General features: G+C 63.9%; 1 protein-coding gene (only partly in view). It reads left to right on the top strand.

Features of this window, described 5'->3' with window-relative positions; all coding sequences use genetic code 11:
• A protein-coding gene (locus tag AKN84_RS02290; protein WP_050419167.1) for a hypothetical protein crosses the window boundary here: on the top strand, nt 1-18,015 show its 3' portion. It extends 9,240 nt beyond the left edge of the window; only the last 18,015 of its 27,255 coding nucleotides appear in the window; its start codon lies beyond the left edge, outside the window; the stop codon is at nt 18,013-18,015.

Here is an 18,015-nt window from a genome sequence, read left to right as displayed (position 1 = left end):
AATGTCGCGACCGACGTCAAGGTGATTGCGCAGTCCATCCGCGCCGAGGGCGATGCGACTTCCAAGGACTACGGCGGCGGCGGCATTGATGTCGGCTTCGCCTATGCACGGGTCAATTCCAACCCAACGGTCAACGCGCTGATCGACACCGGCTCCAGCATCACCGCCGGCGGCAACGTGACGGTCGACGCCGAGGCGCGATCCGACTCCGGTGGCACCTTCAACGATTTCATCACCGCGGTGAACACATCGACCGACGTCATTACGTTCACGAGCCATGGCCTGTCGACCGGGGACAGCATCACCTACCTGCCGAACGGTAATACGGCGATCTCGACCGCGAACGGGGCGTTGCAGTCGGGGCCGTCGACCAACCCGCGGCAGTACAACGTCATCGTGATGGATTCCAACAATCTGGTGCTGGGCGATCTGTTCCAGGGCAGCGGTCTCGATACGCTGGCGCCATTCGCGTCGGGAGGCGGTGTCGACAATCAGGGCCGGAACATGATCCGGTTCTCGATCCCGCACAATTTCCAGACCGGCGATTCGGTCCTCTACACCACGAATGGCGGCGGCAATATCGGTCTGACCGAGACTCTGCCGGGCAGCGCCACGACGAAAGACTACTACGTTCGCGTTATCGATCCGTTCACCATCGAATTGTACGACAATCTGACCGACGCCAAGGCGGGGCCGCAATCGGTGTCGCAGAGCGGCGTGGATTCCGGGCACAACTCGATCGCAGCGCTGTCGGTGTTCGGTAGCGGCACCGCCGTCACCTACCGGGCGCCCACTCCGGTGGTGTTCTCGACCGGCGCAGTCAACGTTCAGTACAACGGTGACAACAACAAGCCGACTGCGTCCCCGGGCGCAAACGACATTCTGGTCGGGGCAGGCACGGGCTTCCAGAAAGGCGACCAGGTCGTCTTCCGAGCGGCCGATTCCAATGGCCATGCGCTCGCGAACGGGACCAACGTGGGCGGCCTCGTCGTCGGCAACACCTACTACGTCATTACCACCAGCGACACCCACGTGATCAAACTGGCGGCGAATCCGAACGACGTCGGCGGCGTGCCGGATCCGTCTAATCCACCCAATAACTTCCCCGAGCACGACGTCACGCTGAATATGTCCGGCGTCGACTCGAGCACGCAGATGGAACTGGTGCGTGAGACGATCGGCGGGCTGACGGACGGTGTCACGTACTACACCAAGTTCACCGCGAACGGCTGGCAGCTGACCTCGGACGCGGCCGGCAACAACATCATCAATGTCACCGCTCCCGCCAGCGCCGGCGGCACCCATCAGTTCTTCAAGGCCGGTGTCGCCTTGACCCCGCAGGGCGGACAGCAGCAACTGCGCATCGATCTGACCGATGCCGGCAGCGGCACCACGCAGGAGCTGCTGGGGCCGGGCAACATCTCGCTGCGGACGATCTCCCCGCCGCCAGGAGACGGGGTGTCGTCGGCATCGGCCAAGGGCGGCAGCGGCGGTGGCATCGAGATCAGCAAGCCCACTGCCGATGTCGAAGCGACTTACACCGTGTCGTCGAAACTGCTGGCGAGCCTCGTCAGCGCCGGCGGCAACGTCAATGTCACGACCCAGTCGCTGCCCAACCTGTCGGCCTATTCCGCCAACGCCTCGGGCGGTCTCATTCACATTGGATCGTCCGAAGCGGACGTCAATTTCAACAATCACAACACGGTTGCGATCGGCAACGGCACCCAGATCATCGCGGTCGGCGACCTCTCGATGATCGCGGACAATGACTTCAACATCACCGATGAGTCGCATTCCGACGGCGGCGGATTGATCAGCTCTGCAAATTCCACCGCAGAGATCACCGCCAACAGCGACGTTCACGGCATGGTAGGCAGCGGTGCGAACATCGACGCCAACAGCGTGACCATCCTAGCCCAGTTCTCGCGCCACAATCCGACGGTCCCGGCGGCAAATCTCTATGTGTCGGCCGAGGCCTTCGCGGGTGGACTGTTTGGCGACACCAACGCGCCGGCCGATCTCAACGGAACCGACACGGTTGACGTCACGATCGGCGGCGGTGGAACGGTGATCGACGGCATCTATGGCGTCACGATCAAGGCCGACCAGAACGACTTCAAGGCCAGGGCCAACAGCGACTCGGTCTTCATCGGCATCGGACCGTCCGACGGCCATGAACACAACAACATGACACTCGGCGAGACCGTACATGGTCTGGCTTCCACAACCGTCATCGCCGGCCCGCCGAGCAGCACCGACCCGGATGCGCTGTTTGTCGAGGCCAATGGCGGTTTCGTCGACAGTACGGGCGGCGGTTCGGAGAGCCATACGATCGACTGGAACTCCGACGTGATCATCTATGAGGGCGCCAGCCCCTGGTTGATCGTCGACAGCAACAACAAGGTGACCAAGGCGATCAACGTGACCGTCGATGGCGGGAACGGGGTCGGCTACGTCGAGGCGGGCGCGACGATTTCGGTCGACCCGATCGCCAACACTGGCGGGGCCAAGGCAGTGTTCAACGCGCCCGGCGGTTCACCCGATTACGTCCACGGTTCCAAGCCGACATTCGAGTTCCGTGAGAACTTCCAGCAGGTGCTGATCACCAACAACTCGAACAAGAACCTCGACATCAACGAGATCGACGTCATCAATCGCGGTGCGCCCGGTGAGGTCGACATCCACAGCACCAACATCGGTGGTGCGGGCACCGGGTTGGAATTCTGGATCAACCACGCCTATACGGCGTCGTTGGTGGACATCAAGAATTTCGGCACCGGCGATGTTCTGCTCGACGGCGACACCAGCAAGGGCGTGGCATTCGCCAATGCCTGGAACCAGACCCAGAGCCTGATCGAAAACCCGATCGGCGAAACCCGGATCCGCAATACCGGCGGAAACATCAAGTCGACCAACGACAACGCCATCATCCGCACCAACACTATGGGCAATCAGTGGTGGCCGTTCCAGCCCGGCGACTTCCTGCACGGCCTGCTGGCGGACAATGGCAGCATCGGCGACGCGACGCATCGGGTGGTGGTCGAACTCGTGCGCAGTGCGCCGCATGACGAGACCTTCCAGGGCCAGGTCATCAAGGTTGGCGAGGAGCAGTTCTTCGCCAAGGCGAAGAACGACGTCTACCTCACCCTCGGCAGCCTGGTGCGCCAGAGCGGGCTGGCGACGCCCTACCAGGTCGACATCGACTCGATCCAGGCCGGCAACAACGCCGATGTGTTGCTCGAGCCGACGGTGCTACAGACCAACGTGTCGGGTACGCAGGGTGGCATCATTGTCACCGACGATCACCCGCATAGCGGCACTTTCTATAAGTCGTTTGTGCACTTCTCGCCCGACGCCAATCCGAATGACCCGCTGAACATGGGCGTGTTCGGCACCGGCACCGGCACGATCAGCAGCACTTACGAGTTCCGGCTGCGTGACAAGACGCAGGACCCGACCGCGCATCCGGGTGACGGCGACCCGATGAACCCGACGACCAATCCCGGTATATCGGCCGGCAACAACATCGTCGTCACGGCCGCCAATCCGCTGCCGAGCGATCCGATCATCAACGTCTTTGCGATTACCGACCTGACCGGCGGTCCGTTCCCGGCACCGGGGGCTACGGATTCCCATCATATTGACGTCCTGACCAACGGCTTCGTCACGATCGAGGAGAAGACAGGCGACCTGCGCGTCGGCCGCATTATGTCGACCAGCAGCGATGTGACGCTGTACTCGCCGCGCCGCATCATCGATTCGCTGAACGACTCTGGACCACACGTCGACGCCGATGTCAGCGGTGTCAACATCACCTTGGTCGCCGGCAACAACAATATCGGCGGCAAGGAAGGACAGGGCGGCATCGGCACGCCCGACAACTTCCTCGAAATCAACGTCAACGAAACCCATGGCGCGCCGCTCGGCGTGCTCACCGCCTTCGACACGGATTCCGGCAGCAACACCCAGGGCATCTTCATCACCGACGTGCTGCGCGGGACGGAGGCGACCAAACTTCTGGGAGCGGAGACGATCAACGACCTCGAGATCGGCCTGGTCGAGACCAAGGGCGACGTGTCGCTGGCGACCCAGAGCGGCTCGATTCTCGACGCGCGGGCAAACGGCGTTGGCGCTGACAGCGCCAGCATCGTCGGCAACACGATCGATCTGTTCGCCGATGGCGGCAATATCGGCGATGCCAGCGGCGGCAACGACCTCGAGATCGACTCGCAGGCCTATGCCATTGGCGGCACGATCGGTGCGCGCGCGACCGGCGCCATCTACCTGACCGAAAGCAACATCGTCGATCCGGCGTTGCGGGACGCGACGCCGCCCAATCCGGCGCTCGGCGCCAATGTCGTGTTGCTGCAGGCGCTGGGCCTGGGTCTCGGCGATGGCACCGCCAGCACAGGCGGGGTCGATCTGCGCTTCACCGTGCGAGAGACGCCGGCGCAGGGCGAGGATCTCAACCTGCTCGGGTCGGGCACGGTGCTGTTCCTCGAAAACGCACCCGAGTCGATCGCCCATGGTTTGATCAACACACCGAACGGCTCGATTCTGCTGCGGGTCGCCGACGACGTCACGACCGACGCGAATTCGCAGATCCTCGCGGCGAAGAACATCGACATCTACGGCGACTTCTTCCGCACCGGCGAGATCTCGAGCGGCATCGCGGAATTCGATGCGACCGATCCCGGCGACGGCACCGTCATGCATCTGCGCGGCGTGATCGCCCATGGTGCGGTAACGTTCGCCGCCGACGGCACCCCGGCCGCCAATCTGACGCGAGTCTTCGGCAACGGCGACAGCGACCAGATCTATTTCGACCAGACCTTCCTGGGCGGGCAGAGCGGCGACGCCGCATCGCAGATGCCGGGCACCCAGAGCCAGATCATCCATGATGGTCCAGGGCAGGGTTTCGGCACCGCCGCGGTGCTGTCGGTCAAATATTCGAGCGGCATGACCCGCGTCTACGGCAGCAACCTGCCGACACCGGCCGGCCAGTTCGCTCCGCCGGCGATTACGGTGGCTGCATCCGCCGCGAACAACCTCACGTTTACGCCGGACAGCAGCGGCGACACGATCGCGCGCTCGGACGGCAAGAACTGGAGCGATGACGGCTTTGCGGTCGGCGACGCCATTTCGATCGTCGGCTCGCTGATCGACAGCACGGGCAACAACAGCCACACCTACGTCATCACCGCGCTGACCGGGGCACTGATGACGCTGAGTGCCAAGAACGTGCTGCAGAAGCAGACCCTCCAGGACGATGTGAAGATCGAGAAGGACGACGGAGAGGACTTCTTCGTCGTCAACCAGCTGCAGTCGATGAAGATCACGCAAGAGACCGCCGCCGGCGTCGCGAGCGGCGACACACTGACCTTCGATGGACAGGGCGGCAGCGACACCTACGTCATCAATACGACCGGCTCGCATGGCGGCGACGCCAACGGCGACCTGCGCAACTACGTCATCAACGTGCTCGACAGCGGCGATCCGACCGACGGCGTCGACAATCTGGCGGTCTACGGCAAGGACAATCCGGGCTATGTCGGGACCGACGACGTCTTCCTGCTGCGGCGCACGACCGGCATCGCTCAGGAAAGCCCGGCTCTGCCATCCCTCTACAAGGACGACACGGCGTTCGTCACGGTGCTGGACTACGATCCGAGCCTGCTGACAAGCACGCTCAATCAGGCGCAGGCCTCTGACCCGAATGCCAATGCTGCCGTGCGCTCGCAGTCGGTGCAGCGGGTCAACTACGACAGCGCGATCAACGGCCGCCTGGCGGTCTATGGACTGGGCGGCAACGACTACTTCGCGGTGGACGACAACGCGGCACCGACGACGCTCGACGGCGGCGCCGGTAATGATACCTTCCAGATCGGCCAGATCTACGGATTGCAGCGCGATGGCAGCCAGCCGCAGATCCCGCAGCCGGTCGGCGATACCTATGGCGGCTCTGTGGTCGGGGCAGCCATGCCGCCGCCATTGACGGGAACGGCAGGGCTCGACGGGTTCCCGCAGCTCGCCAATTCGCTGACGCCGCAAAGCATCTACGGCACGGTGGCGACGACGCGTGGCTGGCTCAGTGCCGGCGCGACATCGCCGCTGGTCGCGGAAGGCGGCACCGGCAACGACACATTCACGGTCTACAGCAACCAGGCGCCGCTGCGGCTCGAGGGCGACGAGGGCAACGATCTGTTCACGGTGCGCGCGTTTGCGCTTGCCGAGACCGACCCGATCACCCACGACATCGTCTGGGTCGACCCGGTCCAGATGATCGCCAAGCCACTGCTGACCAAGGGCTTCTCGACTGCCGCCGAAACCGACATCCGCACCGGCGGCGGCGACAACCAGGTCCAGTACAACATCAACGCGCCGGTCTCCGTCGACGGCGGCAGCGGCTTCAACAAGCTGGTCATCCTCGGCACCGAGTTCGCCGACCACATCGTCGTAACGGACAAGGGCATCTTCGGCGCCGGTCTGACCGTCACCTACCAGAACATTCAGGTGCTGGAGGTCAACGCGCTTGAAGGCGACGATACGATCGACGTGCTGAGCACGGCGCCCGGCATGGCGGTGCGTGTCGTCGGCGGGCTCGGCAACGACACGATCAACGTTGCGGGTGATGTGGCGGGCGATGTCGTCTCGCGCGACATCAACGGCACCAGCAGCATGATCAACAACCGCGTCACGTCGGCCGATCTGGCCTATAACGGGCTGGTGGCCGATGGCATCAGCCTCAGCGTCGCGCGGCCGCAGCAGGGCCAGGTCATCATCGACCAGAACGTGGCCGGCGACCAAAGCCCGGGCACCACCGAAGTGACCGAAGGCCAGAGCGATGACATCTACGGCATTCGCCTGGGTCACGCGCCGGTGGCCGGAACCCATGTCTACGTCACCGTCTCGGCAGCGATGGCCGAGCAGGAGGCTCATGGCAACAACGGCTACCTGGGCGCGGGCGACATCATCGACAATCAGGGCAGCGGCGAGAGCGTGTGGCTCGCGACCAGCCAGGTCGGTCCGGGCGTCCTGGTGGCGCCGGCGGCGTACGACCGCGACGTCATGATCGACGGCACCCTGGTGCACGTCCCGGCGCGATCGCTCGTGCTCGAATTCGACAGCTCCAACTGGAACCAGGAGCAGATCGTTCACGTGTGGACGCCGAACGACGGCACGCCGGAGGGCGACCGGACGGTGGTGATCAGCCACACGGTGCTGAGCGACGACCCGTCGTACAACCATGCGCTCGTCAGCAACGTCGAGGTGAACATCCACGACGTGAACCTGGCGGCGGTCAAGGTGACGCAGCTCGATCCGTTCAGCTCGGGCGGCCTGCCGCAATATGCGGGCAAAGTCGTCGACAACAATTCGATTGTGCTGGAGGGCGATGCGACGACCGCGGTCGGCGATCTCTATGCGATCGAGCTGACCAAGGCTCCGGTCGGCAACGTGACCGTGACCGTCAACGCACAGGACGGCCGGGCCACCTTGAGCTCATCCGACCCGCGCTTCGTCCAGGACCTGCAGGCCTACTCGGACCAGCCGGGCGCTTATCACATCGTCTTCGACTCGACCAACTGGAACAAGCCGGTGCTGGTGTCGATCAACGCCATCAACGACCAGTCTCCGGAGAACCCGAGCGACACGCAGATCATCCAATCGATCTACACCCAGAAGACGCTGCCCGTCACCTTTGCGCAGAGCGCCACGGGCGACACGATCACGCGGACCGATGCGGGCGGAAGCTGGCTGTTCGACGGATTTGCGAAGGGCGAGCAGATCACGATCACCGGCGCGGGCGCCAACGACACCACGTATACGATCGCGAGCCTCGACTCGAAGACTCTGACGCTGACGGTCGCGAATACGGTCACGGCAGGCAACTTTACCAAGACGTTTGCCATCAACGGCGTGCCGAACACGACCGACAGCGAATACAACAGCGCATCGGTCAACAACGGGCTGGACAGCACGCAGTCAATCGATGCGCGCATTCTCGACGACGAGACGCCGGGCGTATTCCTGCTGGAGAGTGGCGGCAGCACGCTGGTCACCGCGCAGACCGCTTCGGATCCGCCAACCGCGACCGGCGACAGCTACAAGATGCGGTTGACGGGCGTGCCACTGGCGCCGGTCAGCATCGCGATCGTGACCGACGGGCAGACCGACATCAACGAGAACGATGCCACGATCACGTTGACAAAGATCGGCGGCAAGCAGCCGACGAAGCTGTTCACCGGCAACATCGTGATCAGCGGCAATACGATCACCCTGGGCACCGGCTCGGAACTTTTGAACTTCATCAACGATGGCTTCCTGCCCGGGCAGGAGATCCGCATTCTCGGCACCAACCTGGTCACCACGGACTATCAGATCAGCAGCGCCGACAACGCTGTCACCGCGAATTCGATCACTCTGACGAGTGCGCCGACCGCCGGCACCTACAATGTCGCCACGATCGACTCGCTGCAGGACACGGGCATCTACGCGTCCGGAGCGACCAACGTCACCTACGCGGTCGGCAGCATGCCGTTCCTGATGTTCACCGGCGATATCACGATATCGGGCAACACCATCACCCGCAGCGACATCGGCAGCTTCGTGAACGACAACTTCGCGCCGGGCGAGATCATTGAAATCCTGAATTCGAACAACACCCAGCTTGGCACCAACGCCGCGCCTTCGACGCCGGCGTTCTTCACGATCGGAGCGGGCGGCGTTACCGACAAGACGCTGACTTTGACGGCGGCGGTCACGCCCGCCGCCGGCACCTACACGGCAGCCAGCATCAACAAGATGCTCGACACGCTCACGCGCAAGGACGGCACCAGCTGGCTCGACAATGGATTCCTCGAGGGCCAGATCGTCGATATCCAGGGGATCGGCGGTAGCGATCTGATCGAGAAGGTCGACCTGATCACCGGCACGACCGCGAAGAAGCTCGACGTCATGGTGCTGACCGACCATCCGGCCGCGCCCGGTGGTGTCGTGCCCTATAGCGGCCGTCCGCTCGGCGGGGAGGGCACCGTGGTGACGGCAGCGAACGTTACGGTCACGCAAGAGGCGGCGGTCGTTACCTTCGCGCCGCCGAAGGCGAAGCCCGATGCGAACTATCCCGATACACCCGATCCGGTAAATTACCCCGGTCTTCCCGTCTGGTACCAGATGGTGACGGTGCCGCTGATCGGCGACCCGTATTTCGACATCCAGCCGGGACACCAGAACCTGCGCGCGTTCCCGAAGATGGCGCATCTGCTCGACGGCATCCAGGGTCCGCTGTCGGTAGAGGGCGGCACCACCGCCGAGGACGTGTCGCTGGTGCCGGCGGTGCTGCTGCCGGGCGAGGCCAACGGGCCGTTGTTCAACATCCCGCCGCAGCCGCCCGAGTCGCAGGCGATCGACACGCTGAATATCTACAATGACGGCTCGTTGGCGGGCGAGAACGGCACGCTGACCTCGACCGCGCTCAACGGCTTCGGGATGGGCACCGGCGTGCTCGATTTCACCCGGCTGGCGGGCAATGGGCCGACCTTCGGCGAACCGCTGATCTATCCGCTCGGCATCAGCTACGGAACGATCAGCGTCAACCCGCAGACCGGACAGTTCACCACCGATGGCAGTCATTCGACGATCGAGGTGCTGAACATCTTCCTCGGTAGCGGCAACGACAATCTCAACGTGCAGAGCACGCTGATCCCTGGTCCGGATTACAACGCGGACGGCACGATCGGTATCACCGCCGAGCATGGCGGCATCACGACCATTCATGGCGGCGGCAATGCGCCGTTGCAGGTGAATGCCAACGTGCCCGCGTTCGATATCGCGCCCGTCGCAGGCCAGGCCGGCGTCTACACGCTGTCGCGCGAAGATCTTCAATCATGGGTCACGGCAGGGTTCGCCATCGGCCAGGAGGTCATGCTCAGCATCGACGGCGGCTCGACCGGCGCGTACACGGTGGTCGGCATCGGTAGCGTGGCGCACGGTGCGAACAGCGTGTTGACCTTGCAGCAGGTCGGTGGTTTGCCGACGACGACCGGTACCGGGTTCAGTGGCACGATCTCGGTGACCGACTATCTGCAGGTCAACAGCGGCCAGCAGATCGGAACCCAGACGACCGGCAGTTTCGATGTTTCGACCGCCAATGGCTTCGTCCGGATTGCCCGCGAAGACGGCTCGCCGTGGGCCTCGCTCGGCTTCGTCGCCGGACAGACGGTTTCGGTGTATCTGCCGGGCGGAAACGGCAAGCCCGTCAACATCGGCACGGCGACGATCGCCGGCTTCGATAACGGCAGCTCCGGCACCTACGGCCCGGGCTATGGCAGCGTGTTGCTGCTCAGCGGGATATCGCTGACGTCGACGGTGAACGTCACGGGCACCGTGGCGGTCACCGGACGGTATCTGGTCTCCAGTGCGGCGGCCGGCCCGTTTACTGTCACGACGAGTTCGATCACCCGCAAGGACGGCAAGAGCTGGGCCGCCGACAGCAGTTTCGTGATTGGCCAGCCGGTGGCGATCGGCGGTCAGCCGGGAGCCTGGATGGTCACCGGATTCGAGAACAACGGCGCGACGCTGGACCTCAGCGGCGGCGATCTGACCAAGCTGCCCGCGATCCAGACCGTTGCAATGATACGCGTCGGCGGCGACGACATTACCGTCAACGGCAGCAGCGACTTCGTCAACGGCAGCATGACCGTCAGCGCGCCGGTCAACACCGACCCGGCCGGAACGCAGGATCGCATCGTCCGCGGCGACGGCAAGGCGTGGGACGGCGATAGCGGCTTCGCGGTCGGCCAGCAGGTCTCCATCACCGCTGAGTTCAGCTTCCCGAACGTCACCTTCGCGCGCAGTGCGGCGGGCGATACGATCACCCGCAACGACGGCGGCAACTGGTCAAGGGACGGCTTCGCGGCCGGCCAGACGATGGTGCTGTCCGGCACCACGAGCACCAATGGCAGCCTAACCAACAACGGCAGCTTCACGATCGCCGGGGTCAGCGCCGACGGCAAGACGCTGATCCTGACCGCAGCGAACACGGTGGTCCCGACCGTCGGCTCGGAACCGATGACGGTCGAACTGACCGGCGACTTCCTGGTCACCGGCTTCGCCACCACCAAGACCACCAACGACACGCTGTTGCTGGCCGGCTCGGGGCAGGCCGGGCAGACCGCTATCCTGCCACGGCAGGCGGCCGTTCCGATGACCATCAACATCGGGTCGCCGCTCGTCGTCTATGGTGACACGACGCAGGACGGCGTGTGGTACGCCGGCAAGTCGTACCAGGCCTCCTCGCTCGGCAAGTTCAGCGGCAAGCCGATGCCGCACATGGACAACCAGGCGTTCACGATGGCGACGCCAGGACCAGGCGCGACGAATCCGAGCGACACCGTCAGTGTGACGCTCGGCACGTTCGACACCGCCGACGGCGCCTTCGGTACCATCACGCGCGCCAGCGGCAGCTGGGTCACCGACGGCTACAAGGTCGACGGACTCGTGACGATCGACGGCGTCGCCGTCGGCGAAGTGAAGACGCTGAACGATCTGACGCTGACGCTGGGCGGACTGACGCCGGCGTTTGCGGGCACCGGCACGGCAACGCACACGGTCAAGGAATGGAACACCGCGTCGATCAGGCTGCCAAACAACACCCCGTTCGACCCCGGCTTCGTCACTGAAGGGCTGATCACGTTCGGCGCGACCTATAACCAGATCAGCTTCGCGCGCAGCGGCTCGGGCGACACGATCACCCGGCTCGATGGCGGCAGCTTCATCACCGACGGTTTCGCCGTCGGCGAGACCATCGCGGTGTCGCAGTCGACCTACAACAACAGCAACTTCACGATCACCGCCGTCAGCCTGGACGGCAAGACGCTGACGCTCAATGCAGCGAACAGCCTGATCCCGACACCGGTCGGCGGCAGCGAGAGTGCGCGCATCACGATCGATATCGGCACCGTCGCCAAGGTCGGCTCGGAGTATCCGGTTACGTTTGCGGCCAACCCGGCCGGCGACACCATCACCCGCACCGATACCGGGAGCTGGATCACCGACAATTTCGTGATCGGGCAGACGATCTCGATCACCGGTACGGCGAAGAACGACGGCAAATACGAAGTGGCGGGAGTCACGGCGCAGATCCTGACCCTGACCGCCAAGAACGTTGTGACCACCGAGACGGACACGGCGGCGATCAGCGGCCGTGCCGACAGCAAGGAGATCTCCGGCCTCACGTTCAGCGGCAACACGCTGAGCCGCGCCGGTGGCAGCTGGCTGCTCGACGGCTTCCTGCCGGGCGAGCAGATCACAGTAGCGCTGACCGCTCACAATAACGGCATACTGACGATCCAGAGCATCAGCGGCGACGGCAAGACGCTGACGCTGACGACCAACGTCGTCAGCGAGACGAAGGTCACGGCGGCAATCGGCTGGGGTGCGTTGGCGAAGCACGACACGCTCGAGTTGATCGACTTGCAGCCGGGCTTCCTGGCGTTCCTGCATGGGAACACGGCCTCCAGCGGCGACGCCAAGGTGAACCTCACCAGCACGATCGTCGAGCGCAACCGGCTCGGGCAGAGCGCCGACTTCTTCGTGTTCCCGTTGGCCAACCAGTATACGTTCAACGGCAACGACGTCATCGACGCGCACAACCTGTTCGCCGGCATTCCGGACGGACAGTTGCCGACCGTCGGCATCACCGCCTATGGTGGCGCCGGCGACGACACCATCATCGGCAGCCAGGCTGGCGACCATCTCGCCGGCGGTTCGGGCAACGACACGATCCTTGGCGAGCGGGGCCAGGACCACATCTACGGCGACAGCGGCTTCAACGTCGATGTCATCACCCGCGTTCTGACGGTCGCGCAGGCCGCCGGCAATTCCGGCGCCCCGGACCTCGACCCGCTGACCTCGGGTGCCAGCAACCTGATCTACGGCGAAGCACCGGGCGTCGGCGTGACGAGCTCCGATGTCTTCGGTGACAACAACGACGTGATCTTCGGTGCGCTCGGCGACATCACGCAGACGACCGACGGCGCCCGCGACACCACAAAACCGTTGACTTTGGTGCCACAGCGCATCGAGACGACACTGCTGGCGCGGGTCATCAGCAGCCAGTCGCGGCAGGTCGGCGGCAACAACACGGTCTACGGCAATGGCGGTGACGACATTCTGATCGGCGGTCCCGGCAACGATGCGCTTGACGGCGGCACGGGTCGCGACCTGGTGTTCGGCGACAACGTGACGTTGACCCGCGGTCTGGTCGGTAGAACTGCCGGGGCAGGGCTGCTCGGCAACTATGCCAACCTCCGCTTCGAGACGCTGAGCGGCACGCAGATCTACAGCACCGGCGCAGCCACGGACACGGCAGCGGCCGGGCTGGATTACGCCAACGGCGTCCCGCAGGCCGATCCGCGCGGCCATGCCAACTGGGGCGACTACCAGATCACGATGTACGACACGGTGCCGGGCGGCTCGAATTCGGTGACCGTGGCCAACAGCTACGGCAACGACTACATCGCCGGCGGTCCCAACGACGACATGCTGTTTGGCGAAGCCGGCAACGACGTAATCCAGGGCGACGGCTCGATCGACTATGTCGCGCACCTGATCAAGGATCTCGGCAACGGCATCATGGCGGTCGATCCGGCCGACACGAAGGGCGGGCGCGTCGGCGTGACCGGTGTCGGTCTCGGCACCAACATCGCCGGCAATCCGTTCCGTGACGTCAACAACGCGCTGAATCTGCGTCCGTCGTTCGACGGCGCATCCGACGGCCAGGACTACATCGAAGGTAATGCCGGCAACGACATCGTGTTCGGCAACCAGAACCAGGACGATCTGGTCGGCGGCAGTTCCGACATGTTCAGCCTGAAGAGCCCGAGCCTGCGGCCGGACGGCTCCGACCTGCTCTTTGGCGGCTCCGGAAACGCGATCGCGCTCAATGCGGCCGGAGACGCAACCGTCGATACCAGCAACGGCGGCATCAACATCACGACAAACCCGAACGGCCACGCCAACGACTCCGACAACATCGTCGGTGACAATGGCGACATCATCCGCCTGGTCGGCGTCAACGGCATCGTCGCGCCCCCGGTCGGATCGGCGGTGGTCGCCAATCTCACGATGAACGCCTACCTGACGACGACCGGCATTTCGACTGTGGTGCAGAGCTACAACGGCTTCCTGCGCTTCAACTACGACAGCGGTCCCCACGATCCGGCGATCACATTGTCGAAGGTTACGACCGGCGGCGGCGTGGTGGCGTATGACGATACGGTCAAGATCGTCGTGCGGGCGGTCAGGCTGCTCGACTACTCGCCGGGCGGACCGGATTTCAACGGCGCCGATCCGCTCAAACCGGCCAATGCCCATGGCGACATCGGCGCGGCCGACGAAATCCACGGCGAGAACGGTGATGACGTTATTTATGGCGAGGTCGGCAACGACTGGCTGTATGGCGAGGGCCAGAACGACACGATGATCGGCGGCTACGGCAATGACTGGATGTCGGGCGGCACCGGCGACGACGGCATGCTCGGTGACGATGGCCGCATCTTTGTGAGCCGCAACAGCCTCAGCGCCACCTCGTCGGCTGCAAACTACAATGTTAGCCTCGGCGAGCCGCTGTATGGCGTGACGCCGCTGCTGCCGACCGACAGCGACCCCAAATACAGCAACGGTAACGCGCTCAACGAATACATCTACACGCCCGGCAATATGCAGACCGACACCATCAACGTCAGCGGCGTGATGAAATATACGGTCGACATTACGCCGTTCAGCGCCGATCCCAACTGGAAGGGGACGCAGCCGACGGGCGACGAGTTCTCCTACGCGGGTGCCAAGCCGAACGAGCCCAACTCCGACGGCAAGACGACGATGCACTACGACGACATCATGTTCGGCGGCCTCGGCAACGACGAGATGCACGGCGGCTCGGGCGACGACGCGATCTCCGGCGCCGAAGCTTTGCCGCTGTCCTTTGCGCCGAAATACGCGGCGGATGGCACCCCGATCGGCCTCTACGAGATCGATTACTACCATCCGTTCAACCCGGGCAATGTGCTGGCCTTCAATCCCACCGACCCGGACGGCAAGTTCACGCATCCGAAGATCGCGGGGCGCACCGGCGAGTTCGCGCTTTACGACGAAAACGATCCGCTGCGCGAGATCCTGCTCAATGCGGATGGAACGGCCTCGAAATGGGCTGCGGGCGCCACGCCGACCGGCGCACAGTTCTTCCTGAACTTCAATCAGAACTCGGGCGTGTATGTGCCCGGCGGAACGTCGCAGCAGAACGGCAACCAGACCGTCGCCTACGCTGCGGCGTACAACGACGGCAGCGATGCCATCTTCGGCGACAACGGCAACGACTGGCTGGTCGGCGGGACCGGCCGAGACCATCTGTACGGCGGCTGGGGCAACGACCTGCTCAACGCGGTCGACGACCAGACGGTGAATGGCGGGCTCAACAACGTGCCGGTCACGCAGCCGACCTATGAGGACCGTGCCTATGGTGGCGCCGGCAAGGACGTCCTGATTGCGAATACCGGTGGCGATCGCCTGATCGACTGGGTCGGTGAATACAACTCCTATCTGGTGCCGTTCTCCGAGTTCGGCATGGCCACCGTGAGCCGCACGTTGCAGCCCGGCGTGCAGAGCTTCCTGTATGCGGAATCCCTGAGCGACGGCATCGATCCGACCCGCTTCTCGGATCTGAACGGCGGCGCGATACCGCAGTTGCCGACAAAGAACGATCCGAACCCCGGCCGCAACGGCGAACCTGCCGGCGAGCTCGGTCTGGTGCTGCAGCAAGACAGCGCGTGGCACGGCCAGACCGGCGCACCGACCGATCCGCAGGCCGGCAACACACCAGGCACGCAGCGCGACGTGTTGCGCAGCGCAAACTTTACCGGCAACAGCTCGCCGACCGGCATGTTTGTGGCCGCGGGCACCTGGAGCGTCGCCAGCGCAGCCTATTCGAACAGCCTGAGCACGGTGAGTGGAGACAATATCACTCTGTTCGATCTCGATGCCTGGCTGCCGACCTATTACGAAGTGTCCGTCACGGCGAAGGTCGGCTATGGCGGCGCGAACCAGAACAGCTACGTCATCTTCGATTACCAGGCACCGGACAACTTCAAATATGCCGGCGTCGACGTCATCAATAACCAGATCAAGATCGGTCAACGAACAGCGTCGGGATGGACCGACCTTGCCACCCTGAGCGTCAAGGGCTTGGGCACCAACAAGCAGACCGCCTTCATGCTGGCCTCGAATTTCGAGACCGCAACGATCAGTTTCAATGGCTATTCGCTCTCCTATACGTTCACGAACCCGCTCAATATGGGAACGCTGGGCCTCGGCACCAACAGTTCGCTGACCAACGTCACGTCCTACTCGGTGCAGAAGCTTCCGTTCACTCCGACTTACTCGCTCCTGGAGGATTTCTCGGACGGTATTGCGAACAACTTCGTGCCGCAGAACGGAACCTGGACCACGACGAGCGGCACGAGCGGGCGCTATTTTGCGGTACCGCCTGCAAACGACGTCGCGCTCACGACGCGGCAGCTTGCCGTGGCGCCGCTGTCGTATGTGGAGTATTCGGCGACGGTAAACGCCAGTAAGGCCGGCACATCTGCCGGATTGATCTTCGATTACACGTCGTCGAACGACTTCATCTATGCCGGAATCATCGCCGGCACGAATCAGGTCGTCCTCGGACACCGCAGCAACGGCATCTGGTACGTCGATGCGGTCGCGACTGCGACCATCACCGCCGGTACCGACTACAGCCTGCTCGTCGCGCTGAGCGAGACAGTCACCAATAACGTCAACGTGGTGCTCAACGGCAAGAGCGTCCTCAGCTTCAACTACAACGGCCTGGTGCATGACGGCAGCGTCGGGCTCTACGCGCGCAACGGCAACGCCTCGTTCGACAACGTGCTGATCCGCGGCGACGACGTTGCCTATGCTGGCGGTGGCACGCCGCAATCGGCGGCGCTTGCGGCGCCTCCGTCAACGGATGTCGCCACGGTCACCGCCGATCAACTGGCTGCCATCGTCGCTACAGCAAAGCAGGTGTGGATCGATGCCCTGGGGCCGACAGATCCGCGGCTTTCGGTGCTTGATCAGGTCACGGTGTTGATCGCCGATCTTCCGGGTCAGTTGCTCGGTGCCACGACCGGCAACACCATCGTACTCGACGGCGACGCGGCCGGATGGGGTTGGTTCGTCGACCCGACGCCGGGCGACAACAGCGAATTCACCATCCGGCTCGCCAACGGCGTGTTCGAGGCCTCGTCCTCGGGTCCGGCTGCCGGTCGGATGGACCTGCTCACCACGCTGGTCCACGAGATGGGCAACGCCATGCGATTTGCCGAAGACAGCGGCGATGATGTTGCAGGCGACACCCTTCAGGTCGGCGAGCGTCGTCTGCCGGAACCGGCCCAAGGGGAAGGACAGCCGGCTCCGACTGCCGTGCTGCAGAGCGGGATCATCGTCCAGCAGTCCGCCGCTCACCCCGCGATCACGCTGCCGGCAGCGACCTTCGTGCTGCCGACGACGGCGACGGTGGCCGGACCGGTGGCACCGTTCGCAAGCACCGATGTGCCTGCGGGGGTTACCCTGCCCTCCAACATTGTCCTCAAGCCCGAAAACATCAAGCCGGACACCAAGACGGGCCATGGCCAAGATACGGATCTTGGCGGATATTTCGTCTCGCTGTCCGCGAGCCTGGTCGGCAGTCCGGGACCAAGCGCAGCGACGGAGGCGGATTCGTCAGCATCGACGCATCACTCATCGCGGACAACAGACAAGCCAAAAGAAATAGCCAGCATCAACTGGGGTAGCGATCTCGATACCGTCGGCCATCTCGCCTCTGGACCCGCGAACGGTTCGCAGGAATGGCTCGATGATTTCCTGAACCACCTGGGCCAGGACAAGGCCCAGTGGAATCCAAACGCGGGTATGCGCATACGTCCAATGTCTGTGAATAGTTCAGGGGCCGGCTGA

Origin of the sequence: Bradyrhizobium tropiciagri (assembly GCF_001189845.1) — a bacterium.
Classification (GTDB): Bacteria; Pseudomonadota; Alphaproteobacteria; order Rhizobiales; family Xanthobacteraceae; genus Bradyrhizobium; species Bradyrhizobium tropiciagri.
The sequence above is the reverse complement of the archived record's forward strand: the minus strand, read 5'-3'. Positions and strand labels throughout refer to the sequence as shown.